The sequence below is a fragment of the Mesorhizobium sp. M0276 genome (genome assembly GCF_040321755.1).
Lineage (GTDB): Bacteria > Pseudomonadota > Alphaproteobacteria > Rhizobiales > Rhizobiaceae > Mesorhizobium.
On the sequence record NZ_JAMYSC010000008.1, the window covers coordinates 51,321 to 74,093 of the forward strand.

19 protein-coding genes and 6 pseudogenes are annotated in these 22,773 nt (G+C 59.8%); 11 read left to right on the top strand and 14 right to left on the bottom strand.

The genetic code is table 11. The features are described 5' to 3' along the window. Window positions 1-452: 452 nt before the first annotated feature. On the bottom strand, window positions 453-911 hold the full coding sequence (locus tag NKJ01_RS08500; protein ID WP_352727437.1) for a Ros/MucR family transcriptional regulator: 459 nt from the start codon (window positions 909-911) through the stop codon (window positions 453-455). A 952-nt stretch (window positions 912-1,863) separates the two neighbouring features. Between NKJ01_RS08500 and NKJ01_RS08505 the strand changes: the two genes are divergently transcribed. Then, complete coding sequence (locus tag NKJ01_RS08505; protein ID WP_352727439.1) at window positions 1,864-2,820, top strand: SMP-30/gluconolactonase/LRE family protein; 957 nt, start codon at window positions 1,864-1,866, stop codon at window positions 2,818-2,820. A 531-nt stretch (window positions 2,821-3,351) separates the two neighbouring features. Here NKJ01_RS08505 and NKJ01_RS08510 read toward each other — a convergent pair. Together NKJ01_RS08510 and NKJ01_RS08515 are read right to left on the bottom strand one after the other, a co-directional pair. Next, the gene (locus tag NKJ01_RS08510) at window positions 3,352-3,678 is read right to left on the bottom strand and encodes a hypothetical protein (RefSeq protein ID WP_352727441.1); all 327 of its coding nucleotides are present in this window, start codon (window positions 3,676-3,678) and stop codon (window positions 3,352-3,354) included. 37 nt (window positions 3,679-3,715) lie between these two features. Continuing rightward, the gene (locus tag NKJ01_RS08515) at window positions 3,716-4,600 is read right to left on the bottom strand and encodes an alpha/beta fold hydrolase (protein ID WP_502904097.1); all 885 of its coding nucleotides are present in this window, start codon (window positions 4,598-4,600) and stop codon (window positions 3,716-3,718) included. A 549-nt stretch (window positions 4,601-5,149) separates the two neighbouring features. Here NKJ01_RS08515 and csgH point away from each other — a divergent pair. Further along, window positions 5,150-5,308, top strand: a pseudogene (gene csgH, locus NKJ01_RS08520) (curli-like amyloid fiber formation chaperone CsgH); the annotation flags it as partial. 73 nt (window positions 5,309-5,381) lie between these two features. Beyond that, window positions 5,382-5,585: pseudogene (locus NKJ01_RS08525) on the top strand (alpha/beta hydrolase); the annotation flags it as partial. On the opposite strand, the gene NKJ01_RS08530 reads toward NKJ01_RS08525, so the two are convergent. Further along, the gene (locus tag NKJ01_RS08530) at window positions 5,567-5,959 is read right to left on the bottom strand and encodes a hypothetical protein (protein WP_502905864.1); all 393 of its coding nucleotides are present in this window, start codon (window positions 5,957-5,959) and stop codon (window positions 5,567-5,569) included. The pseudogene NKJ01_RS08525 and the gene NKJ01_RS08530 overlap by 19 nt on opposite strands. A gap of 24 nt (window positions 5,960-5,983) precedes the next feature. Then, a pseudogene (locus tag NKJ01_RS08535) lies at window positions 5,984-6,130 on the bottom strand (nitrilotriacetate monooxygenase); the annotation flags it as partial. A 213-nt stretch (window positions 6,131-6,343) separates the two neighbouring features. Between NKJ01_RS08535 and gloA2 the strand changes: the two are divergent. Next, a complete protein-coding gene (gene gloA2 / locus NKJ01_RS08540; protein WP_352727443.1) occupies window positions 6,344-6,727 on the top strand; it encodes an SMU1112c/YaeR family gloxylase I-like metalloprotein in 384 nt (127 codons plus the stop codon). Between the two features lie 154 nt (window positions 6,728-6,881). On the opposite strand, the gene NKJ01_RS08545 is transcribed toward gloA2, so the two are convergent. After that, on the bottom strand, window positions 6,882-7,016 hold the full coding sequence (locus NKJ01_RS08545; protein ID WP_352727445.1) for a hypothetical protein: 135 nt from the start codon (window positions 7,014-7,016) through the stop codon (window positions 6,882-6,884). A 468-nt stretch (window positions 7,017-7,484) separates the two neighbouring features. Here NKJ01_RS08545 and NKJ01_RS08550 point away from each other — a divergent pair, with 468 nt between their 5' ends. Then, complete coding sequence (locus NKJ01_RS08550) at window positions 7,485-8,381, top strand: alpha/beta fold hydrolase (RefSeq protein ID WP_352727447.1); 897 nt, start codon at window positions 7,485-7,487, stop codon at window positions 8,379-8,381. 480 nt (window positions 8,382-8,861) lie between these two features. After that, window positions 8,862-9,008: a hypothetical protein gene (locus NKJ01_RS08555; protein ID WP_352727519.1), complete on the top strand. Its 147-nt coding sequence runs from the start codon at window positions 8,862-8,864 to the stop codon at window positions 9,006-9,008. Window positions 9,009-9,012: 4 nt separating this feature from the next. Here NKJ01_RS08555 and NKJ01_RS08560 read toward each other — a convergent pair whose 3' ends face one another. The 3 genes from NKJ01_RS08560 to NKJ01_RS08570 form a co-directional block, all read right to left on the bottom strand. Then, on the bottom strand, window positions 9,013-10,137 hold the full coding sequence (locus tag NKJ01_RS08560; RefSeq protein ID WP_352727449.1) for an NAD(P)/FAD-dependent oxidoreductase: 1,125 nt from the start codon (window positions 10,135-10,137) through the stop codon (window positions 9,013-9,015). Window positions 10,138-10,230: 93 nt separating this feature from the next. Next, window positions 10,231-11,772 carry an amino acid ABC transporter permease/ATP-binding protein gene (locus tag NKJ01_RS08565; RefSeq protein ID WP_352600891.1) on the bottom strand — a complete coding sequence of 514 codons (1,542 nt, stop codon included), beginning with the start codon at window positions 11,770-11,772 and terminating at the stop codon, window positions 10,231-10,233. A 91-nt stretch (window positions 11,773-11,863) separates the two neighbouring features. Continuing rightward, window positions 11,864-12,697, bottom strand: a complete 834-nt coding sequence (locus NKJ01_RS08570; RefSeq protein ID WP_502905866.1) for an ABC transporter substrate-binding protein — start codon at window positions 12,695-12,697, stop codon at window positions 11,864-11,866. A 246-nt stretch (window positions 12,698-12,943) separates the two neighbouring features. On the opposite strand from NKJ01_RS08570, the gene NKJ01_RS08575 reads away from it, so the two are divergent. The 5 genes and pseudogenes from NKJ01_RS08575 (at window position 12,944) to NKJ01_RS08595 (ending at window position 16,227) form a co-directional block, all read left to right on the top strand. Then, a complete protein-coding gene (locus NKJ01_RS08575; RefSeq protein ID WP_023758547.1) occupies window positions 12,944-14,017 on the top strand; it encodes a LacI family DNA-binding transcriptional regulator in 1,074 nt (357 codons plus the stop codon). Between the two features lie 214 nt (window positions 14,018-14,231). Beyond that, window positions 14,232-14,642 (top strand): annotated as a pseudogene (locus tag NKJ01_RS08580) (transposase); the annotation flags it as partial. Window positions 14,643-14,647: 5 nt separating this feature from the next. Continuing rightward, window positions 14,648-14,800, top strand: a pseudogene (locus NKJ01_RS08585) (RES domain-containing protein); the annotation flags it as partial. Between the two features lie 195 nt (window positions 14,801-14,995). Beyond that, window positions 14,996-15,489: pseudogene (locus NKJ01_RS08590) on the top strand (hydantoinase/oxoprolinase family protein); the annotation flags it as partial. Between the two features lie 213 nt (window positions 15,490-15,702). Then, window positions 15,703-16,227 carry an EF-hand domain-containing protein gene (locus NKJ01_RS08595; RefSeq protein WP_352727453.1) on the top strand — a complete coding sequence of 175 codons (525 nt, stop codon included), beginning with the start codon at window positions 15,703-15,705 and terminating at the stop codon, window positions 16,225-16,227. A 348-nt stretch (window positions 16,228-16,575) separates the two neighbouring features. On the opposite strand, the gene NKJ01_RS08600 is transcribed toward NKJ01_RS08595, so the two are convergent. The 5 genes from NKJ01_RS08600 to NKJ01_RS08620 form a co-directional block, all read right to left on the bottom strand. Continuing rightward, window positions 16,576-17,574 (bottom strand): sugar-binding transcriptional regulator, encoded by a 999-nt coding sequence (locus NKJ01_RS08600; protein ID WP_352727512.1) that lies wholly within the window; start codon window positions 17,572-17,574, stop codon window positions 16,576-16,578. A gap of 85 nt (window positions 17,575-17,659) precedes the next feature. Next, a complete protein-coding gene (locus NKJ01_RS08605; protein ID WP_352727455.1) occupies window positions 17,660-18,715 on the bottom strand; it encodes a hypothetical protein in 1,056 nt (351 codons plus the stop codon). Further along, window positions 18,716-19,798, bottom strand: coding sequence for an ABC transporter ATP-binding protein (locus NKJ01_RS08610; RefSeq protein WP_023758890.1), 1,083 nt, complete (start codon window positions 19,796-19,798; stop codon window positions 18,716-18,718). A 76-nt stretch (window positions 19,799-19,874) separates the two neighbouring features. After that, window positions 19,875-21,200 (bottom strand): iron-containing alcohol dehydrogenase, encoded by a 1,326-nt coding sequence (locus tag NKJ01_RS08615; protein ID WP_245266572.1) that lies wholly within the window; start codon window positions 21,198-21,200, stop codon window positions 19,875-19,877. After that, window positions 21,193-22,764 (bottom strand): FGGY-family carbohydrate kinase, encoded by a 1,572-nt coding sequence (locus NKJ01_RS08620; RefSeq protein WP_352727457.1) that lies wholly within the window; start codon window positions 22,762-22,764, stop codon window positions 21,193-21,195. The genes NKJ01_RS08615 and NKJ01_RS08620 overlap by 8 nt, the downstream gene beginning before the upstream one ends. Window positions 22,765-22,773 lie beyond the last annotated feature (9 nt).

The window sequence follows — 22,773 nt, forward strand, 5'->3', positions numbered from 1 at the left end:
GGCTGGCTGGAAGCCCATCGGCGTGCGTTTCCGCTGTCCGCTGCCCTACGGCGAAGATCACGGAGCTATGCATTGGGATCATGTCGGGCTCTTTGGCTGCTCAGATTGCAAAGCCGGCGGCCGCGATCTCCGAACCGGCTCGCCGACATTGTGCAATCTGATGGCGCCCTTGGGAAAATGACAAGGTGAACAATTAGTCCCGGCGGCCGAAACCTGTCCTATCTGTCAGGCGAATTCGGCGACAACAAACCTCCAGTCAAAACACCATGGGAACGCAAATCCCATGTCCATTTTTGGCTTATGCGCCGGTCAGTCGCGGGTTGCCGGCCATCAGCTCGGTCGCCTTTCGTGCTCGGTGCTCATGCCCTTTCAATGCGCCCGAGGCAAGACGCGCGCAAGTCCGCCGCGCCTCAAGGCATAGCTGAGTCTTAACGGCGTCAGGTGGCGGCGGACTACGCTTTGGCTTTCCGCTTCGCAGCTGCCTTCTTGGCTGGTGCGGCGGGTTCAGACTTGCGGCCAAGCCCGATGGATTTCGCAAGTTGCGAGCGCTGAGCTGCGTAATTCGGAGCCGTCATCGGATAGTCGTGCGGCAAGTTCCATTTAGCGCGATAGGCGTCAGGCGTCAGGCCGAAATCCGTGCTGAGGTGCCGTTTCAGGGATTTGAACTTCTTGCCGTCCTCGAGGCAGATAATGAAGTCCGGCGTCACCGACTTCTTTGGATTAACCGCAGGAGTTTGCGGCTCGACGGCAGGCGCGACCGCCGTGCCAAGTCCGGCCAACGAAGCATGAACCGATGCTATCACATCCGGCAAGCCGGTCACCGGCAACGGGTTGTTGCTGACATATGCTGAGACAATGTCGGCGGTTAACTCAGCTAGTTCGGCAGCGCTGTGATCGGTTTGGTTGGTCATCGGTTGGTCCTTTTGTCTGATCTATCCGCTCTTTATTGGTTGATGATCAATGACGCAACCGAGTTGCACCGGGTTTACCCGCTGAAACAAGGACTGGGCGAAACGCCTATTGATACCACCCAGATGCAACCTGGCATATGCAGCTTACTGAACCCTCAAGGCAAAATGGCCATGCTGAACCGCAGCGAAGACCTTAAGCACCTTCTCGGCACACGCATGTTCCACTTTTCGTCCATTTTCTTTTACTCGACAAGCCGCTCAAGGCTTCGTTCACGGCGCCTTCAGATCCGCGAGCTGGATCACCATGATCGGCGTTGTAGGCAGCGACACTTGCGTTGTCGACAGCCCTGGAGACATCGTGGACTCTAGACCCTCTAGGTTGAAAAGCCGGAATGAGGGACTTTACATCGGCCACATCTTAGAGGATGCTGAAATATGCCATAGCATCTGTGGCACCCTTAGACTTCCGCGCATCGTGGATCGCCTGAAAACAACCTGTTTTCACGCGAAAGGGACGTTGGGCGCCACTCTACTTTTGAGCGTCTGAACAAGTTGGTACCAGGACACCGCCAGCAGCGTGCCCACAACTATCGCCTTGATGCACGCCGTCCGGCCATCTCCGTCGTCATCACCGCGCTGGTCGCAGTCGCCGTAAGCACGCTCACCCAGAAGGGAGACTCAAGACTAAACCAGGTGAGGAAGATGCGACGCGCCGCAAAGGAGACGTTGATATCATAAGGGAAGGAAAGGCCATGAGACGTGCAACAGGGCTAGTCGTCACCAACAATGTCGACGATTCATCACTCTTACGCATCGACATCGGAGCAACCTTGGACCACGCTTGCAGCGGCCACTTGGAAGAGTTCGGCATCGAGCCCAAAGCCAGTCGACTTCTGTACTATTGCTGGCGCCGCTGGACCGTGAACGCTGGTCTATCGGAAGGAACCGTAAAATGACAAGATTTCTGGTTGCCGACGCCGCAGACAACTTCCAATTTTGGCCCAACCTCCTGCTCATGAAAGCATTCGGCTGCAGCTGCGCATTTCTCGCCGTTCTGTTGCTCACAACAGGTCCCACCTTCGCAGCGGATTCCTCCGTCGTCGCGCCTGGTGCGAAGTTGGAAAAATTGGGCGAAGGTTATGGATTCACCGAAGGTCCGGCAGCGGATATTGATGGCAACGTGTTCTTCACCGATGACCCCAACAATCGGATCGTTAAGTGGAGCGCGGCAGACGGGAAATTCTCCGACTGGCTCAAGCCAGCGGGACGGGCGAATGGAACTTACTTCGACAAGGTCGGCAATCTCATCGCCGTCGCCCCCGATAAGGGCGAACTATGGTCCATTGCGCCCGACAAGAAGGTTACGGTGCTGGTGACGAACTTCGACGGCAAGGTGTTCAACGGCCCGAATGACTTGTGGATTCGTCCGGACGGCGGCATCTATTTTACCGACCCTGATTTCGATTCATATCACGATCGCAACACGCGGGTGGACGGCCAAAACGTCTACTTCGTCACGCCCGACCGCAAGACCGTTACGCGTGTCACGACCGACCTGAAGAAGCCCAACGGCATCATTGGCACGCCCGACGGCAAGTTGCTTTACGTGGCAGACTACGGCGCGAGTAGGACCTATGGATACGATATCCAGCCCGATGGCGGGCTCACGAACAAACGCGTCTTCTGCAAACTCGGTTCTGACGGCATGACCATCGATTCTAACGGCAACGTCTATCTCACCCAGATTGGTGTGGCTGTATTCGATAAAATGGGAAAGAGGATCGAACAAATCGACGTCCCCGAGACGACGACAAATGTGACCTTTGGTGGCAAAGATAACGATCTGCTCTTTATCACTGCGACCGGAACCGTTTACGGTCTCAAGATGAAGGTGAAGGGGGCCCGCTGAAGCCCGGTAGTGGGTCAGTTTGAAATCTAACGCCAAAAGCAGATCACATTCCGGCTTGATTGAACCTGTGCTCATTGGCGGAAAGAATCACGTCCATCTATACACCACGCGCCGAATCCGACATCGAAGCATGCTCTTTTCGTTCGTTGTTCATCAAGAACCGGGAGCGCACGCTAGGAACTTGGCAGCAATCGGCCTTGTTGTGACGCTGCGCGGCGGACACGCCGACGTCACAGCTACTGCCACGCCATTTTTCGAGAACTTGACGCGCACCCAACTAGATACGCGGGATTGGTCAATCTGATGCTCAGAAGCGCCGAAACGATGATCCGGCCGGATCGGCCCTCCGCGAAAGCGGACCGGAGGTCCCGCACGACGATCAAAAGGATCGCCGCGGTGAGCAGGTAGCGCAATCCAGCCAACAAGAACGGCGGCGCGCCCGCATCGAGCCCGAACTTGATCGCGGCCCAGGTCAGGCCTCAGATCAACGACATGACCCCAAACCGCACGAGATTGCGCATGCCGCCCCGATCAACGCAGGTTCTGGTCGTCGATCAAGATGCGATGGACTTCGATGCGCTCGGGCAGTTCGATCAGCAACTCCGCATCACGGTCGAGATGATGCACTTCGGTCGGCCGGCGCTTGGTGAAGGCAGACATCGCCTCGAAGTCCGGCCAATAGGAGATGGTGGTGAACCAGGTCTCGTCGTCCCGGTCCTCGCGGAGACGCTGGACGCCGAGCGCCACTCTCTGAAGCGGCGGAATACCCTCTGCCCGCATGTAGAGCTCGTAGATGTCCGCGATGTCGCGACGAGTGCGGCCGCGCCAGATACGCGCAATGGTCGGCTTCGTGGCCATGACGGTCTCCTTGTTGAAGTGTCGTTCGCTCCGGAGATTAGCGCAGCATGCGCGAGAGAAAGTTGCGGACGAGGGGCAGGGCTTCGTCAAAATGCGTCTCCAGCAGCCAGTGCCCAGCATCCCTAAGGAGATGCAGTTCGGCATTCGGCAGGTCACGGTAATAGGCGCGAGCCGATTCTTCCGGCATATAGCCGTCCTGCGGCCCCCAGATGATCAGTGTCGCAGGCTGGTTCTCACGCAAATAGGATTGGTAGCGCGGGAACCATTCGAGGTTTTGTTCAAGCTTTTCCATCAGCGCCACCGACACGGCCCGACGTACCGGCGTATCCATCAGTGGCCAATGAAGCTTCCAAAGGTCTGGCGGAAGGCGGCTGGCGATCTCCTCCGAAACCTCCCCGACGAACTCGTTGCGAAATCCTTCTTCGCTCACCGCCTCTTCAAGCGGACGATGGTTCTCGTCCGTCTTGTCTGCCCACCATGCCTTGATCGTCGCATATTTGGGACCAAGCACGTCCTCGTAGACGTCGCCGTTCTGGATAATGAGCGCCGCGATCCTGTCTGGATGCGCGATGGCGTGCCGAAGGCTGATCTGCGATCCATAATCATGGAGCCAGAGGGCGTAGTGCTCTAGTCCGAGCGCATCGGTCACGTCAGTGAGCACGTCGGCATAAGCATCGAAATCATACCCGAACCCGGCCGGTTCCGGCGTATTGCTGTATCCAAAGCCTGGCCAATCGAAGGCGACGGTGCGCCAGCGGTCGGACAATGCGGGCATAAGCCGTCGAAACTGGAAGGAGGAGCACGGATAGCCGTGTGGTAGTAGCACGGCCGGAGCATCCTCACGGCCAGCCTCGCGGACAAAGAGGTCTCGATCGCCAACCCTAACGTGACGATGTCGCGTTGCTTCACGTTGCATAGCCATCTCCTCGGTTAGAATCATCTAAATGCACTTAGATGGGTCCTGTTCCAAAGAGATTGGTGCTTGGCTTGTTGCAGACCACGTCGAGAAAATGGTGGTTCCGCGAACTTCCGCTCCCTCCAAAAACGCAGGTCTTATCAACGACTGACGCCATCGAGTAGTGATCGATCGGATGTGACGTTCGTAGCCGTTCGAGATTGCGGTCTTTGCCGATCAGCCAACCTCACTTGCTCCAACTCCGCTGACCTCGCTGCTCGGTTATGAAGCATTCCCGGCTTAAGATGCCATCGCAGCAACATCTTCCAATCCTTGTGCCCCGCGACCAGCGCTATTTGTTCAATGTGAACCCAGCTTCGAAAAGGCGGCTGGTCCCTTCGTGGCGCAAATCATGGAAATGAAGGTCATGGACATTCAGTTCTGCGCACCGAAGCATCCCGGCCGTGCGGTAGGGCGCTTGCCTCCGTGTTAATCTCGGCCGGCGCGCTGGCGGCCATGGCCACCGCTGTCCCTCGGGCCGGTGCGCTGCAAGATCCGGCTACGCAGGAAGGCGGCATGGTCTCGCTGGAGGCGCTCGCCCATGCCGACAAAAGCGTGAGCGGCACCTATTCCTTCCATGTTGAAAGTGCCGCTCGCACCGGCGACACCAACATCGGGCAGGACGGCGCCTTCAGCACAGCGCCCGGCAAGCCAGCTACGCTCAGCGCTGTCACGCTCGACGCGAAGGGCGGCGTCTATGACGCCAGGCTCGAGCTGACGGTCAATGGCAAGAGGGGAGGACCTCGACACGGTCTCGCCCCGGCCCCTGCTGTTCATCGCCGGCGACCAGGCTCATTCCCGGGAATTCAGCGAGCTGGCGTTCTCCAAGGCCGCCGAGCCGAAGGAACTACACTGAGTCAAGGGCGCGGGTCACGTCGACCTGTATGACCGTGTGCACCTCATCCCGTTTGACAAGCTGAAGTCATTTTTAGATCAGCACCTCAGCGCCTGAACCAGAGCAAGCTCTTGCGAGGCGATAGCTGCAGGATTGGGTCGAGCGCGGTCTCGACTGGCGACCGCGACGGCTGCTGCGAAGGCAATGCCGGCACGTTGCAGGATGATGGCGATGTCGCCGAGCAAGGCGCCGCCGGCGAGCCCTTTCCACAGAGCGGCAGCGATCATGTCGATGGGCGGCAGCACAGCGGCATTCACCGACCCGGCGCTGCTCGCCACCTGCCACAGCACCAGAAACCCCACGAGGACGCCGTAACGTGACAGGAAGCGGCCTGCGGTCAAATTGCCGAGGCGCAGCAAATCGACACCGATGTTGGTCCGGTCTCTGTGCGTGCCGATGGCGGTCGGCTGTTCGACGTTCTGCAAAGTCATCGTCTTGCCCTTCGCTTCAGAGGGTTATTCGGCGGCCAGCACGGTCGAGCGTGCTGATGCCCACGGGTTTTCGGGACGTCGGAGGCCAAGGTTCTCGCGCAGCGTCCGCCCTTCATAAGCGGTGCGGAACAGGCCGCGGCGCTGCAGCTCCGGAATCACCAAATCGACAAATCGTCAGCGCGCCCGGCAGCAAGACTGGCGGCTGACGAGGGCGGCCGACATTGGCGGATTTGATTGCCGTCCGGCGGCGACTTAATGTCGCCGATTGCGCGCAGATGAAAATCCGTATGAGGAGGCGAGCCTTCGCGGACGGAGACATCAACAAGCTGCGACATATCCGATGTGACCTTGGCCCCAAATCCCAGCTTGACTAGAGTTAGCAGCATGCTGAACGCCATTCACCACGTCGCGCTCATCTGCACCGACTACGACCGGTCGCGACGGTTCTATGTCGAGCTCCTCGGCCTCGATCTGATCCGGGAAGTCTATCGGGAGGAGCGGCAGTCATGGAAGGCGGATCTGCGGATCGGATCGGTCCAACTGGAATTGTTCTCCTTCCCCGCACCAGCGATGCGGCCATCCCATCCAGAGGCGACAGGCCTGAGACATCTGGCATTTGCCGTAGCGAATCTTGATCCCGTAATTAAGCGGCTGGAAGCCGCAGGCGTTGCCGTTGAGCCAATCCGGATCGATCCGTATACAGACCAACGGTTTACCTTTTTCAGGGACCCAGATGGATTGCCGCTGGAGCTTTACGAAGCTCCATAAGGAAAGGATTTGCCCCATTCGGGACCACGTCGTCGAAGGTGGGGACGCCACTGCCTTTTGAGAACGGCACGTTACAGGAAAGGCACTTGGCTCCTCGAATGACGGTCTCTTGTTGGGTGTGGCCGTCCTGGCCGATGAACCCTACCGGCGTCAGTCAGCAGATCTGGTCGAGGTCAGGAGGGGATACGGTTTCGGGATCTATGTGGAACTGATCGGCGTCAAACGCCGCGGCGCGGTCCACATCAAAAGTCCGCGTATTGACGTCTTTCCAGAGTTCCATTTCAATCATCTGCAGGCCCTCGGGACATAATGCATTCCGCGAAGCTGTAAGGGGTGTCCGCAATATCGTATTCCGATCGCCATTCAGTGACCTGCGCGCCGATGAGATTTCTCCCGGCTAAAGTATAGAGTGCTGCCACGACGTCGAGGTTTGATAAGGGATACGGTCGGCGTCCTGCAAAATGGGGCCAGCCGCAGATCCAGGGGTGGGTCCGGACTTGAGGGTCCGCGGCGGCGACCGGCTTGATCGTCTATACCTCGATCATGCCCGCTATCATATCAGGCAATACGCATGCCGCCGTCATAGCGATCGCCGAACGAGCGCCGAGCTGATCAAGAACGCCAACCAGTTGAATATGCCACGCGCAAAGCAGCCGTTTGATACGCAGAATGACATGCATCGATACGCAGCTGGACGGCAATTCCTATCCGCAGGTTCGCAATCTTCCCGCGGCACAAGAAAGTAGAGACTGAGCCCTTGTCTGACCAACCGCCACTTTTCAAAAATTTTTCGGTTCACACCGTCGAGGTCGGCGCTATCGACATCAATTGCCGTGTGGGCGGTGAAGGACCGCCCTTGCTGCTTCTCCATGGCTGCCCTCAAACCCATGTCATGTGGCACAAACTGGCGCCAGAGCTCGCCAAGACATACACTGTGGTGGCCAGCGATCTGCGCGGTTATGGCGACAGCAGCAAGCCCCAGGGATTGCCCGATCATGCCAATTACGCTTTCCGCGAGATGGCATCCGACCAGCTGGCGGTCATGAAATCCTTCGGGTTCGACCGCTTCTACGCGATCGGACATGACCGTGGCGCGCGGGTGCTGCACCGCATGGCGCTGGATCATCCCCAAGCGCTGGAAAAGGTCTGCCTGCTCGACATCTTGCCGACAGGGTTTCTCTACGCGCAGACCGACAAGAATTTCGCCTCGCGCTATTGGGAATGGTTCTTCTTCATTCAGGAAAGTGACTTCCCCGAGACCCTGCTGGCCGCCAATCCTCGAGCTTTCCTTAGTTATGAGATTGGGGATCTCGTGGACGCCGGCTCCATCACACAGCCTGCGTGGCAGGAATATCTTCGCGTCTTGTCGCACAAGGACGCCATACATGGCATGTGCGAGGATTATCGGGCGGGCGTTAGCATCGACCTGCAACAGGACGAAGCGGATTCGGGAAAGCGCATCGAGTGCCCGCTGCTGGTGCTGTGGGCTACGCAAAACCCGATATGGCTGCAATTCGACATGCTCGACGTTTGGCGTGGCTTCGCACGCAATGTTCAGGGCGCCGCGATGCCATCCGGCCACTACATGGCCGAAGAAATTCCTGAAAAAGTTCTCAACAAGGTCCTGCCCTTTCTGGGCGAACGGCGACCGTAGCGCCGCCTCGGGTCGGAACACCACGCCTATCGGCATCCCATCCGCAATACGCAAAGCGGTCGCGACAGCGCCTAAGGCGCACAGTTAACAGCGAAACGCCCCGTGACGTACGCCTCGCGCAGTAACAGTCTTGTCGTGAAAGCGACAATCGAGATCATCAGGCAGGCGAGCGTAGATGCGCGGTTACTGCATGCGGTGCTCGGCAGAACGATCCATGTCGAGCCCTAGTTCGGCCGCTGCTTGTTGAAGCAGTCGATGAAGTCGTTGAACCTGGCATCGTAAACGGAAATGACTTGGAGGCGTTGCGCGGCGCGTTCAACCGCGCGCGTACCAGCGCAGGCGGGCGCCCGAGCGCCATCGTCTGCTACACGCGCATGTGCAAGGGCGTGCCATTCCTCGAAACGCGAGATTACCTTTCATCCGTGTCGAGCCGAACGAATGGCGCCTGGCGATGGAAGCATTGGATGCGGAGAGAGCGTTGTGATTCATAAATCCGCCACCCCGACGATCGCCGATCCGGCGAAGCCGCGGCTGACAACGTTCGCTATGATCGCTTCGATCGCCGGCGAAGGGCAGCGAACAAAACCGGCTCCCTTAGGGCATGCCTTGGTTGAACTGGCCGAATAGATCTTCAAGAAAATCGAGCCGGCCGAAAGTTTGCAAGGAGTGAGTGCTCTCTCCCGGTTGCGATCTCGTCGGCAAGCAGCTCGCCGGCGATCAGGCCAAGCGTTGCGCCGCTGTGGCTGAAGGCGACGTAGTAGCCCTCGATGTCCTTCAATTGGCCAAATACCGGCTCGCCGTCCGCGGGAATTGGCTTGGGGCCGACACCATAGCTTTCCAGATCCAGTTTCGGATGGCCCGCGAGAACCTTCGAGGCTTCGTTGAGAAGCCCCTGAACAGTGGAATCCAGCACCCCATACGCGCCATCAGAATTGACGACCACCTCTTCTTCCGACCAGGCGGAATCGAGCACGAAAGCTCCGTCCGGCGTCGGTCGGATGGCGACGCGTGGCGTGTTGAGCACCGCCCGAAGCGGCAAGTGGATCGGCTTGGTCCTGACCAGCAGCGCAATCGGCGTCCCGTCGGCGATATGTTGGCCGGACTGTGCAACCATGCCCGGCACATCACCGCCGGTGGCCAGCAGCACCGCATCGGCGGTAAAGCTGATGCCGCTTGTCGTGGTGACGCCAGTGGCGCGGCCGTTGACGACCGTGACCGCGGCGCTTCCGGCATCGGTGACAAGCTGGCCGCCACGCGCCACGAACTCCGCAATTAATATCTCGATCAGCGACGGCAGATCGACCCAGCCTTCACCTGGGTTGAAGATCGCGCCCTGAGGCGTAACCGCGCTGGCATCTATGCCCGGGGTGACCGACGCTATCGCATCTGGGGACAGATGCCGCGCGTCATAGCCGAGGTCTTTCTCATGGGCCAAGACATCGGCGATCTCGTTCGAGGCGTCGTCCGCATCCCATGTCAGGCCGCCGTCAAAACGCAGCCAGGCGGCATCCGGATATCTCGCGGACAGCGTCCGGTAGCGGTCGATACCAACCATGCGCAGCCGATGATACTCAGCCGACCGCTTGCGCGCGGAATTGAGCCAGGCGAGCGAGCGGCCGGAAGCTCCCTTGGCGAGCGGTCCATCATTGACCAGGACGGTTTCGATGCCGAGCCTTGCAAGATGAACGGCCGAGGAGACACCGAAAATACCGCCCCCGACAACAACCACCTTTGAGATCGAATGCGATGTAGCCATGGGATATTTCTTTCACTGTATGGAGTTTGGACTGGGCGGCCGCGACGAAGGCACTTTGGGTTTCGATGTGCCTCAGGGCCTGCGATGGTGCGATCAAAGCACTTCGGCAAGGAAATGTTTCAGACGCACACTTTTGGGATTATCGAAGATCGCAGCAGGCGTGCCGGCCTCGATGACGCGGCCTTCATCCATGAAGACGACCTGATCGGCGACCTTGCGGGCAAAGCCCATTTCGTGGGTAACGACCACCATTGTCATGCCGCGCCGGCCGAGATCCGCCATCAGGTTGAGTACGCCCTTCACCAGTTCGGGATCGAGAGCGCTTGTCACCTCATCGAACAGAATAACCTCCGGGTTCATTGCAAGCGCACGCGCGATTGCCACACGCTGCTGCTGGCCACCGGAAAGGCTGCCGGGACGATGGTGTTTGCGAGCGGCAAGGCCGACATCGGCAAGGCGTGCCTCGGCGATGCGCTCGGCCTCCTGCGGCGGAATGCCCTTGACCTTGGTCAGCGACAGCATGACGTTTTCTAGGGCTGTGTGGTCGGGGAACAGGTTGAACTGCTGGAACACCATGCCGACACGCCGGCGCAGCTTTTCAGGCTTCATCGCCAGGATGCTGGCGTCATCGAGCAGCACGTCGCCGCCCTTGGGCTCGACCAGGCGGTTGAGGCAGCGCAACAGGGTCGACTTGCCCGAACCTGACGGACCGATGACGCATGTGACCGTGCCCGGTTTGACCGTCAGGCTGACGCTCTTGAGGACATCGAGATCGCCATAGGCCATGTCGAGATTGCTGATGGCGAGACTGCCGCCCTTGAACCGGGGAAGCGCCAAACTGCCTTCAGTGCTGGTCCCCGAATGAGGACTGCTGATTGCGCTTTCCAGTTCGCTGACCTCGGCGAGGCCGCTGGTGACGATGCCGGCCTTCTGTTTGCCTACTCGCAGCGAGTTGTCGATGTAATTGACGAGATGGGTCAACGGCACGGTGATGACGAGATAGAACACGCCAGCCAGAAGCAATGGCGAGAGGTTTCCGGTGACCACCGCCTGGTCCTGACCGACACGGAAAATCTCGCGCTCCGACGCGAGTAGTCCAAGGAAATAGACAAGGCTCGAATCCTTGACGTTGCCGATGAACTGGTTGACCAGAGCCGGCAGGACGCGGCGAATGCCTTGCGGAATCACGATCAGACGCATGCCCTGCCCATAGCTCATGCTGAGCGCCCTGCAGGCTTCCATTTGCCCGCGCTCGACGCTCTGGATGCCTGAGCGGAAGATTTCGCCCATGTAGGCCCCAGCAATCAGGCTGAGGGCGAGAATGCCGAGCGGATAGGGGGAAGGCCCGAAGATTTCGCGGCCGATGCGAGCGAAGCCCTGGCCGATCAGCAGAATAGTGACGATCGCCGGAAGGCCACGGAAGATATCGGTGTAGACGCGCGCCGGAATGCGCAGCCAGCGCGATTGCGAGATGCCCATGATCGCAAGGACCATGCCGAGAACGACACCGAGTACCGTGGACGCCGCGGCGAGGATCAAGGTGTTCTTCAGTCCGATGGTGATCATGCTCGGCAGCACGTCGGCCATGGCTTGCCAGTCGAGGAAACTGCGACGCAGGTTTTCAAGCCAGTCCATTCGGTCCCCTTTTTATTGCACTATTTGCGTCACCATGAACTCAGGCGCGAGCGCGCGTCCGCCGGCCGTCACAGCCGGCGGCTGTGCGCGGTTACTTCTTGGGGAGATACTGGTCGGGCATAGGTGACCCGGGAAACCACTTCTCGTAGAGCGTCTTCCAGGTGCCGTCCTGCATCGCCGCATGCAAGGCAGTGTTCAACGCCTCGCGAAACTTGTCGTTGCCTTTGCGCAGCACGAAGCCCGCGGGTGCGTCGAAGGAAGGAACGTTGAGCGCTATCGTCAGCCCCGGATAACGCTCGCCATATTGTTTGGCGGCCTCGTAATCGAGGAAATGCGCGTCGACGGTTCCGTTGTTCAGCGCGGAAACGGCGGAGTTGTTGTCGGGGAATTTGACGAGATCGGTTCCGACAAAATTCTTCGCCGCATAGATCTCCTGCAGTGTACCCTGCACGACGCCGAGGCGCTTGCCCTTGAGCCCATCCGCCGAATTTATCGCCTTGTCGGCGGTAAGTACCGAGAGATAGCCCGCGAGATAGCCGTCGGAAAAGTCGACGGTCTTCTTGCGCGCTTCCGTCGTACCGATTGCCGCGACCGCGACATCGAAACGTTCGTTCGCAACCGAAGGCATCAGCGCCGAGAATTCCTGGCCGGTGAAGATCACCTGATCCGGCTTGAATCCAAGGCGGCTCGCGACGTTGCGGAACAATTCGATGTCGAAGCCGGTGAACGTGCCATCCGCTTCGGTGAAAGCGTAGGGTTTGGCATCGCCCATGGTACCAACGCTGATGACTTTCGCATCAATAAGACCATAGGGATTGTCATCCGCGGCGGCGGCTCCCGAAATCAACCCGGCGCCGATGCACACGGCCATAAGAGCCATTACGCCAGTCCTGACCGGTGACATCAACGACTTGAGAATTCCCATCCTGCTCATGTCTTCTCTCCACTCTGAAGGTTTGTTGTTCTTGGCATTTGCGTTGAGGCTATAAATCTCGCGCCTCACATCGTTCGTCGCTGCCACGGGGCTTGCGCGGCCGGCTGTCTCCACGATTCTCGAAACCCTCGCTCTCTCACGTAAGAGACCGGTCTCTTATTGTGTGAGACCGGTCTCTTTAGTAATCGTTATCGCCAGATTGACCTTCCGTCAACAACTCTTGTAGTCCTTCATCCGATGAAAAAAACCGCGCCCAAGACCCAGTCGATAACAGTCAGCGATGTCGCCCGCGCGGCAAAAGTGTCGAAAGCGACGGCCGCGCGCGTGCTCGGCGGATACGGCGTCGTCAGCGACATGATCCGCGCGGATGTCCTGGCCGCGGCCAAAATACTGGACTACCGTCCGAACGAGTTGGCTCGCAGCATGACGACCGGCCGCTCCGGGATCATCGGGGTGGTTGTCGGCGACATCGAGAACCCGTTCTTCAGCTTGGCGGTGCGCGGCATCAGCGATGCGGCAAGAGCGGCCGGATTCAACGTGATTCTGGCTAACTCCGGCGAGAGGATCGAAGACGAAAAGACTGCTGTGCGAATTTTGATCGGCAAGCGCGTCGACGGGCTGATCGTCACGCCATCGGAATCGCGCGACATCTCACACCTGCGGGACATCCATCGTTCAGGCCGACCGCTTGCCTTGCTTGATAGGGGACTGCCCGATCTGGGTGTCGATACCGTCACGATCGACGATCGCGGCAGCGCCATGCGGGCGACGCGCATTCTTGCCGATGCCGGCCACCGCAACATCGCTTATGTGACTGCGGTCGAAGGGCACGAATACCGCGATCTAGCGCAAATCTATACCTCATCGGTTCGCGAGCGTATCGACGGCTTCCTCACCGTGTGCCGTGACGCCGGAATTGAGCGGCCGGAACGTTATGTTCGCCTTGGTGCAACAAGCCCTGTCGAAGCGGGCAGGGTTGCCGACAAGCTCCTGTCCGGACCAGATCGACCGACGGCGATCCTTGCCTCCGACAGCGTCATAGCGCTGGAGATCTTCAGGGTGATCCGCCAGCGCGGCTTGCGGGTTTCCGAGGACATTTCGCTGATCACGTTCCATAATGCGGATTGGACGAGCGTGACAACCCCGCCCATTACCGTCATTGACCAGCCAGTCTATGCGCTTGGCAAGAGTGTCGCGGATTTGCTCATCCGGCGGTTGAAGGGCGAAACACGATCGCCCGAAAGGCTCATTTTGCCGACCACGATCATCGAACGCGGATCCGTAGGCCCGCCCTCGAACAGAGGGCGGTAGACGCCCAAGCTCAATCGCCGGGATCCGTTCTGCAAAAAGTTTTGGAGAGAGAACGGTCCTTGCTTTGAGGTGGGGGCGGCCATGGCACGCTGGTGACGTTGCAATCACCGATTCCCGTGGAAGGGGAAGTGCCATGACCAATCGAGAAGTTAGACTGAGCAGAGGCGAGTTGAAAGCGTTGCTGCTTTCGGATGAGGACGGGTTCGCGGTTCAGGAGCTGCGGGTCCCGCAGGATCGGGCGGGCCGGTTCTCGACGGAGTTGTTTGAGCGCTACCAGCGTTCGGAGAAGGCATTGGTTTCGGCGCTGGTCGAGATGTACGTGCAAGGCGTTTCGACCCGCAAGGTGAAAGCGGTGACGGAGGAATTGTGCGGCCACGTTTTCTCGGCCTCGACGGTGAGCGAGGCGACGGTGCGGCTGGATGAAGCGCTGAAGGCGTTCTTCACGCAGCGGCTCGAGGAAAGCTATCCGTATCTCATTTTGGACGCCCGCTACGAGCGGGCTCGCGAGGCGGGCGTGATCGCCAGTCAGGCAGTGCTGGTGGCGATCGGCGTGGATTGGGAGGACCGGCGCCCGGTTTTGGGCGTTGAGCTGGCCAACCGGGAGAGCCATTCGAGTTGGCGCGAGCACGACGGCAGGGTCGCGCGAATGCTATGCCAAGTGCGGTCTCTTCACATAGCTGGAACATCATCTTCGTGGCGAGCGAGGCGGCAGCTTCCTACACGCTTAAGTTCCAGGAAGCTTTTGCCCTCGACACAAGGCTGCATCCCCCGGCCAGCAAATAACATCGGGGTGGGCGCGATCTCCACTGGCCTTCGCCGGACAAGTTGGTGAAGCTCGGTACTGCCATTCTCGGCATGTCGTGTTTCAGCCGCGAACGCCATTGAGGCCGGCCGCCAAAATCCTTTGCGCCTTTCTTTTAGGGTATGAACGGCTCCCGATCACGCCCCGTGGCACTGACGACATGGCGGGGACATCATCGCGAGCGTACCGGGCTCCGAGTGACCTGTTCACACGAACTGTCGTCGAAACTCGGCGGCCCTCATCGGGCGCTAACCACGCTTCCTCAACGCCCGGCTGATCTCGATGATCGATCGCCTTGTCGACGCTTTCTGGCAAGACGCGGGATCGTCGCTCCGCTCATGGTCGTGCGCGGCGACGGCGCGCTTATTACCGCTGAATTCGCTCGCTCCAGGCCGATCGAGACCATCCTGTCAGGACCCAGCGGCAAGCGTGGTGGAGCGCGGTACATGATAGCCTAGATGAGGCAGTGGTGTCCGACATCGGCGGCACCACCACCGACATCGCCGTTCTCGACGGCGGCCGCCTGCGGCTCGATCCGGAAGGCGCCACCGTCGGCGGAATGCGAACCATGGTGGAAGCCGTCGCCATGCCCACCTTTGGCCTCGGTGGAGATTCGGAAGTCTCGCTCCATGAGCGGTCGCTGACTTCGACGATCGTCCTCGGGCCCCAGGCGAACGGGCCATGAACAGTGTCATCTACCTTATCGGCCTCGTCATTGTCGTGCTCGCGGTCCTCTCCTTTCAGTTCCTCAGGTGAATTCGGCGACATTGGCCTCATCACCGAACCAGGTCTTCCGAACGTTTGCGAGGAACCAGAAAGCGATCAGCTTGTTTGGGCTAAGATGCCAACATGTTGGGTTACAGATCACTCAAAGGAGAACACGATGTCAGGCACGATCAAAGCGACGGCAGTCGCCGCGGCGCTGGCTATATGCGCCTTGCCAGCATTGGCCCAGTCGAGCGGGACGCCCGTGCCCGCAATCAAAGCACAGGATCATAGCTCCGGAGGATCACCTGAAGGCACAGGACCGAGCCAAGATTCGATGAGGGAAATGATGCGTCAGATGATGGACAAGATGATGCAAGAAAAGATGCACGAGGATCGGCGTTCGCAAGCAGAACGGGAAGGTGGCGACGGTGGGGGCGGAGAGCCCAGAATGGGCGGGCGTGAACGAGGGCGGATGGCCGAAGATCACGGTCGCATGGGAGCCAGGATGATGCATGGCGCAGGGATGCGAATGATGTTTGCCATCATAGATGCCGACGGCGATGGTTCGGTCTCACAGAGCGAAATGCAGGATTTCGTGGATCGCATATTCAATGCAGTGGACGAGAATGGCGACGGCCAAGTCGACATGGAGGAAATCCAGTCCTTCTTTCATGGCCCCGGCAATTGGGGTGCTGATTAGCCTTGAACACCCAGTTTGCGCCTAGAGTATTGGTCGGCCTGTCCTCTCGGCGGATGATCACCTTCAGTCCACGTCCGGCACTTCGCCACTAGTGAAAAAGTACGGACGGCGGTCCATAGTCGCCCAGCGCCGGATCAGCGTCACGACTCCATGCTATGATGCCGGCTTGACCGCGTACCATGCCGTCGACCTCGATATGCGAAATTCGAATATGACTCAGATTCCAGGATCCCGTCGGTGTGGTTTATAGCAAGCGGCAGGCATTACGCGTGCAAAGCTGCTAAACGAATAGTCGAAATCTGGACGACCAAGACAAGTCCGCGCCCCTAAAATCAGTCAGAGTCCTCTCTAGGACTTTTCTAAAAGGATCGATTCAGCAGTCTTTTCGTCGGTGATCAGGACATCGACGACGCCAAGACGCAATACAGCGCGCAGCACCGGAACTTTTTCGAGTCCACCGGAGGGCAAGATCACCGTATCGATGTCACGCAAGTTTTGAGGTGCGAGGCCGATAACGCGCCGGTTGAGCGGGTGATCGACGAGTTGTCCGTCCGCATCGATCCAGTGGCCGCAGATATCGCCAACGGCGCCTGCCTGTTGGAGGGACGTGAGGTCATCCTCGCCCACCAGCCCGATGCGAAAAATCGTGGCGTCCTTGTGAACCGCGCCAACTGAAACAAAAGCGGCCTCGACAGCACGGGCATGTGTAAAGGCATCTTCCAGAATGGACTGGCGCATGAGCAGATCGCGCGTGGCCTCGGTATCCGTGAACACCGGGGCTGCGATGTAGAAACATTCGGCATCGAACAGCGCCGCAAGCCGAGAAGCCATATCATAAATGTTGATGGCCGACCCCCGCGTCAGGCCGCCGAGCAAAGAAACGATCGACATTCCTTTCACCGGGCGCACTGTCACAGACCGGAGGCTGAGCTGGAGCGTCCTCCCCCAACCCACGCCGACGGATATTCCGTCCCGGATTCTAGCCGACAGGGCTTCGCCCGCCGCGGCTGCAATGACCTGCGGTATCAGAGCGGGATCGGGAGGCGTTGGGACCACGATTGGATCAGAGACGCCATAGACGACCCGCAGCCGGTGCTCTAGATCTATGCAGCTGGCTACCTTGGAATTAATCCGAATCTGGACTATCCCCCGCTCGCGGGCAAGCGCCAGCATCCGATTGACGCGAAGGCGGGTTAGACCGAGAGACTTGGCGATTTGCGCCTGTGTGAGGTCACCCACATAGGCAAGCCAGGCGGCCCGGACAAGGAGCCCTTCCTCGCGATCGACGCTGACGGAATTCGCTAGGATCTGGCGGCCGTCGCGTTTCTTTCTTGGTGGTTTCTCCATCAAAAGTCCTCTCCACACGGGGCGCTACGATAGCCGAGTGGCTCGGCGGACCGTGCCATCGACGTGAAGCGCTTTGTGTATTCGCCTATCCACGATGAAAACTGTCGAAGGACAATACCAGCGGAGCGTCATGGCAAATTGCTTCGACTATGGCGGCCGTCAGCGGCAGGCGATCGCGAGGAAGTTTGCCCCGGCTCATCATTCTCTCTAATGTCGGGCCAAGATCCAGCGCCAGTTGCGCCCCCTCGACCGTGTCCGAACTCATATGGTCGCGCTTTGCCACGGAATAAGGCAAGCCGCAGCCGAGCAAGCGTCCCATTCGACCGTTGCGGCCTGCCTGGCAGGTCACGTAAAGATCGCCGGAACCCGCCAATCCCCGCACGGTTGCGATTTTTCCGCCCAGGGCTTCGACAAGGATCGCCATTTCTTGGAGGGACTGCGAAAAAAGTGACGATGCAAGATTGTGCATGAGTGCGCCGTTCGGCGCCTTGTTGTCGCGCTCAAGAAGCCCGACTGGAGCCCCAACTGCGAGCGTATAGAAATTCTTGAAAGCGGCGCAGATTTCAACCCCGGCGAGATCGGACGACGCCCGCGCATGATAGAAGGGGGCTCGCAGGAGGCGAGATGCCGCGGCAATACTGTCGGCGTCGTGCCCTGCCACGATCACAGAGGTATCGCGCTGGGCCGCCAGTTCTCCGGCAATACACGGTCCGCCCACTGCCATCACCGGCATCGACAAAGCGGTGCGCCGTTGAATTTCGCGGGCAACCACGTGTGGCAGGATGTCGATGCCATCGTCTCGCGCGGCGAGCCCCTTTGTAACCATCAAAATCGGCACGGGCGACGTGACACTCTCGGCGATACGGTCGATCGCCCAGGGAACGCCAGCCGACGAGACACCGAGCACAAGTAGATCGGGTCGGTCGCTCATCGCGTCAACGAATCCAGTCCAGGGGTAGGCGACAACGGCGGCTGGCAGAGTGACGTTGAGACGCGGATGGTGCCCTGTGCTGGCCACCGATGCAACGATCTCTTCATCAAGATGGGTCCCGACGAGGCTGATGCTGTTACCCGCGTGAGCGGCCGGAAGCGTCATGGCCGAGCCCATGACGCCGGCACCGAGGATGACGATCCGCGCCATTCAGTTTCTTCCCTTGTCCAGCCGTTCGCCGCTGCCTTGGTCAAACAGATGAATTCGGTCTGGCGCGGGCTCCAGATGGATTGTCGCCCCGGGAGAGAGCTCCATCCGGCTATGCAGTACCGAGCAGACCACGATGTTGCCCACGCTGGCGAAGATATGGATTTCAGGACCAGTCGGCTCGACAACAGTGACGGTCGCCCGGATGCCGCTCCCATCCGTCACAGGTCGAAGATGCTCGGGGCGGACGCCATAGACTACCTTTTGGCCCGGGCGGACCGCGGCCTTTGGTGGTAGCGGCAGGGCGAGGTCACCGATCCGCACCACCCCTGCGTCCCCTTCATCGGCCACCTCACCATGAAACATATTCATTGCAGGCGAGCCGATGAACGAGGCGACAAAGAGATTTTCCGGGCGATCATAGACGTCGAGCGGGCGCCCGATCTGTTCGATGTAGCCGTCTCGCATGATTACGATGACGTCGGCCATGGTCATCGCCTCGATCTGATCGTGCGTGACGTATACTGTCGTGGTCTTCAGCCGCTGGTGGAGCTCCTTGATTTCGGTCCGCATCTGCACGCGCAGTTTGGCATCGAGATTGGACAGCGGTTCGTCGAACAGGAACACGGTTGGATCGCGCACGATTGCGCGGCCCATGGCAACACGCTGCCGCTGACCGCCGGAAAGCTGGCGAGGATACCGTTCCAGGTAGGGAGTCAGATTGAGAACTGACGCGGCCCATCCTACCTTCTGTTTGATCTCTTCCTTAGGTCGTTTCTTCAACTGCATGGAAAAGGCCATATTGTCGAAAACCGTCATGTGCGCATAAAGCGCGTAATTCTGGAACACCATCGCAATGTTGCGATCCTTGGGATGAAGGGTATTGACGACATGGTCGCCTATGGCGATGCGACCGGATGTGATGGGTTCAAGACCGGCAATCATGCGCAACAGGGTGGACTTGCCGCATCCGGAGGGGCCTAACAGGACGACGAACTGGCCATCTTCGATCGAAAGGTCGAGTCCATGGATCACCTCTACGGCGCCATAGTCCTTCTTTATGTTGTTGATGGTTACAGACGCCATAAATTGCTACCCTTCAATTCCCTTGCCGTTCGTTTCCATTCGCCATGCGAGCCACTGGGACGATGCAAATGCGGTCTCACCGTTCGCTCTGCAGAAATTCTTCCAGGAGATCTGCATCGGCCGCCAAATTGACAAAGGACCAGCGGCCTCGGATTTCTCGCGAACAGCGAATGGCGTCGTGCCAAAGCTCTCGTGGCAGGCCTAATTCGGCGCCGGTGACCGGGCCTCCAGCAGCCTTGAGCGCTGCTTCCATGCGGGCGACCGGCATAGCCATCGGCCGAAGCTCCCGGCGCAGAGCCGGCCAGATTTCCTCAAGCTTCCGGTTGAAAGCTTCTGTCTCTTTGTGGTCGAGTGCTGTCTTCCTCATTTCGGCTATACAAAGCGGTCCAAGTTGCGCACCGTAGCGTACCAGCATCGCCGCCTCATCGATGGGCGTCGGCTTTGCCCGAGGGGGCTCTTCCATGTCCAGCAGCATCGCTTGCAGCCGCGCCATGACCAGCGATGCCACGCCAACCTGCTGACCATGGGTCGTACCGGGATGATGCTCTCGCGCGAACATGTCGACCCAATGGGAGATTTGGTGCTCCCCCATGGAGCCGGGGTGCGAAACGCCCGCGAAGCAGACTCCCATCGAGCAAAGCGTCAACACGCGCTGGAGATGCCCGACGGCGGTGAGATCATGCGACGCCAGGCCAGACGCGTGGGCCAGCATCGGCTCCTCGTCGCCGGCCTGCAGCCGATAGGGCACGTCGGAGTAATAGGTCCCGAAAAGCCGATGCGAAGCCCACCAGTCGACCTGCGCGGTGGACCGGCAGAGGCTGTCGCCAAGGCCAGCAGCACTGAGCCAGCTTGGCGCTGCCGCCGACACACCTAGGTCCAGGAAGATGCCGCGCGGGGCGTGCGAGGGCAGCGAGATCTTGAGCCCTGAAGCCAACGTCACCGACGCAGTCGAGGCGCCGTAGCCATTCATCGACGCTGCGGTTCCGAAGACCGCATAGGTCCGGCCGTCGAGGAAGGTTGCGTGCTTGCAGCTGTCGTTGAGGACTCCAGACCCGACGGCAACGATGCCGTCGGCGTGACGCGTTTTCTCCCTGACCAACTCGATCGTCGTTTCTTCGCAGTCGAGGCCGTCGGGAAGCACGATTGCGTCAATATCGGCTACACTGCGCAGCGCCTTAGCGACGCGTCGCCCCATTACTTCGAAAGTGTTGACATCGGACACGACAGCAATCCGGCTGCCCAGCGCCAGAGGCGCGATGAGATCCGCCTCGCGGCCTTCAGTCGTCTCCAGCAATTCGATCGTCTGGAAGGGCAGGTCAGCGGCCGCGCCTGTCTCAGGATCCTTCCAGCGTCCTGCGACAACATCCTCGATCAGGGCGTTCCAGTTGATCGTCTCAGCCACCATCAGCCTCCGTGAAAGCCGCCAGTCGCTGGTTCCAGGCCGAAATCGTCGGCCAAAGATCGGCGTGAATCGCAAGAAGTTCGGCATACCGGCCGGCATGGACTGCATTGGGTTCGAAACATTTGGCGGATTCGCTGGCCATTGCGAGGGAGGCTTCGGAGATGGTGGAAAACCAGCCCACCCCCTTTGCCGCTGCCATTGCCGCGCCGAGCGAGGAGGCTTCCACGGTCGTCGAACGCTTTACGCGACGGTCGAGTGCATCCGCCAGAATCTGCATCCACAGGTCGGACTTCGCTCCTCCGCCGATCGCTATAAAGTAGTCGATGTCCTGGTGGGCGGCGGCAGCGGCCCGCTGACTTGTAGCTGCCTGATGGAGCGCTATGCCTTCCAGCACTGCGCGATAGATGTCGCCGCGGCGGCTCGAGCCGGAAAGCCCGGCAATCACACCGCGAGCGCCGCTGTTCCAATGGGGATCCATGACGCCTTGCCAGTAGGGCAACAGCATTATGCCGCCAGCGCCGATCGGGCTGGCTGCGGCCTCGGCCTCAAGCGCCTCCAGCTCGCCGTTGCAGCCATGCAGATCGGCGCCCAGCATTTCGCGCGCCATCCAGTCGACGAGGAAAGTGCCGGCGCGCAGACACGTCTCGTAGATGTAGCCATCCTCAGCGATGGCATTTTCGGTGCGGAAGGCCGGATCACAGACATACTCGGTGCCGAAGCTTCCCGAGACGACCGCTGTGCCAAGATTGATGTAAGCGCTTCCCTGCTGCAACACACCGGCGCCCGTTCCGGCGCATTGACCGTCGCCGCCGCCAGCCACGATCGGCGTCCCCTCCCGCAAGCCTGTCAGCGTGGCGGCTTCCTGAGTTACCTGGCCCACAACCGTCCCTGGCCGAGCCAAGTCCAGCATCATCCGCCGGGCGACGCCTGCCGCTTCCAGTATCTCGTTCGACCAGTCGATTGCGCGCATGTCAAGCACACCCATCGGGTCCGCCGAGGCAGTCGATGTTACCCATCGGCCGCTCAGGCGAAAAACGAGATAGCCATGAACTTCGGCCATTCGCTCCACCCGGGCAAAGATCTCGGGCTGCTCCTCGCGAAACCAGATCATGCGATAAAGGCAAGGAATGACGTCCAGCGGCTTGCCGGATATCGCGTGGACGCGCGCCGCGCCGAATGCCTCACCGAAGCGGCGTGCTTTCTGGCGAGCCCGCTCGTCCAGCCAGAGTGTCGCGGGCCGGAGCGCTTCGCCCTGTTCGTCGAAAAGGCCAAAGGTCTCGCGCTGGTTGGAAATGGCTAGGGCGGCAATGCGCCTTGGCGAAACTGTTGCAGTTACGGTGCGCAGCGCTGCAACCGCCGAAGCCCACCACTGGGCCGGGTCCTGCTCGAAATACCCCGAGCGCGGGTTGGACATTGCTATCGGCGCGCGACCCTCCCCCACGCTGCGTCCATTGCGGTCCCAGGCAATTGCCTTGGTTGCCGAGGTCGAGGAATCAATGCCGATGACGAGATCCGGAGCCATTGCCGCCACATTGCCAAGGGCGAGGGCGGTCGAAACCGCCATCGCCGAAAT

Excerpts from the sequence above, each read along its gene's own strand:
- NKJ01_RS08500 (WP_352727437.1), bottom strand. The coding sequence starts at position 911 with ATGACCAACCAAACCGATCACAGCGCTGCCGAACTAGCTGAGTTAACC.
- NKJ01_RS08505 (WP_352727439.1), top strand. The coding sequence starts at position 1,864 with ATGACAAGATTTCTGGTTGCCGACGCCGCAGACAACTTCCAATTTTGG.
- NKJ01_RS08510 (WP_352727441.1), bottom strand. The coding sequence starts at position 3,678 with ATGGCCACGAAGCCGACCATTGCGCGTATCTGGCGCGGCCGCACTCGT.
- NKJ01_RS08515 (WP_502904097.1), bottom strand. The coding sequence starts at position 4,600 with ATGGCTATGCAACGTGAAGCAACGCGACATCGTCACGTTAGGGTTGGC.
- NKJ01_RS08530 (WP_502905864.1), bottom strand. The coding sequence starts at position 5,959 with ATGACTTTGCAGAACGTCGAACAGCCGACCGCCATCGGCACGCACAGA.
- gloA2 (WP_352727443.1), top strand. The coding sequence starts at position 6,344 with ATGCTGAACGCCATTCACCACGTCGCGCTCATCTGCACCGACTACGAC.
- NKJ01_RS08545 (WP_352727445.1), bottom strand. The coding sequence starts at position 7,016 with ATGATTGAAATGGAACTCTGGAAAGACGTCAATACGCGGACTTTTGAT.
- NKJ01_RS08560 (WP_352727449.1), bottom strand. The coding sequence starts at position 10,137 with ATGGCTACATCGCATTCGATCTCAAAGGTGGTTGTTGTCGGGGGCGGT.
- NKJ01_RS08565 (WP_352600891.1), bottom strand. The coding sequence starts at position 11,772 with ATGGACTGGCTTGAAAACCTGCGTCGCAGTTTCCTCGACTGGCAAGCC.
- NKJ01_RS08570 (WP_502905866.1), bottom strand. The coding sequence starts at position 12,697 with ATGGGAATTCTCAAGTCGTTGATGTCACCGGTCAGGACTGGCGTAATG.
- NKJ01_RS08575 (WP_023758547.1), top strand. The coding sequence starts at position 12,944 with ATGAAAAAAACCGCGCCCAAGACCCAGTCGATAACAGTCAGCGATGTC.
- NKJ01_RS08595 (WP_352727453.1), top strand. The coding sequence starts at position 15,703 with ATGTCAGGCACGATCAAAGCGACGGCAGTCGCCGCGGCGCTGGCTATA.
- NKJ01_RS08600 (WP_352727512.1), bottom strand. The coding sequence starts at position 17,574 with ATGGAGAAACCACCAAGAAAGAAACGCGACGGCCGCCAGATCCTAGCG.
- NKJ01_RS08605 (WP_352727455.1), bottom strand. The coding sequence starts at position 18,715 with ATGGCGCGGATCGTCATCCTCGGTGCCGGCGTCATGGGCTCGGCCATG.
- NKJ01_RS08610 (WP_023758890.1), bottom strand. The coding sequence starts at position 19,798 with ATGGCGTCTGTAACCATCAACAACATAAAGAAGGACTATGGCGCCGTA.
- NKJ01_RS08620 (WP_352727457.1), bottom strand. The coding sequence starts at position 22,764 with ATGGCGGTTTCGACCGCCCTCGCCCTTGGCAATGTGGCGGCAATGGCT.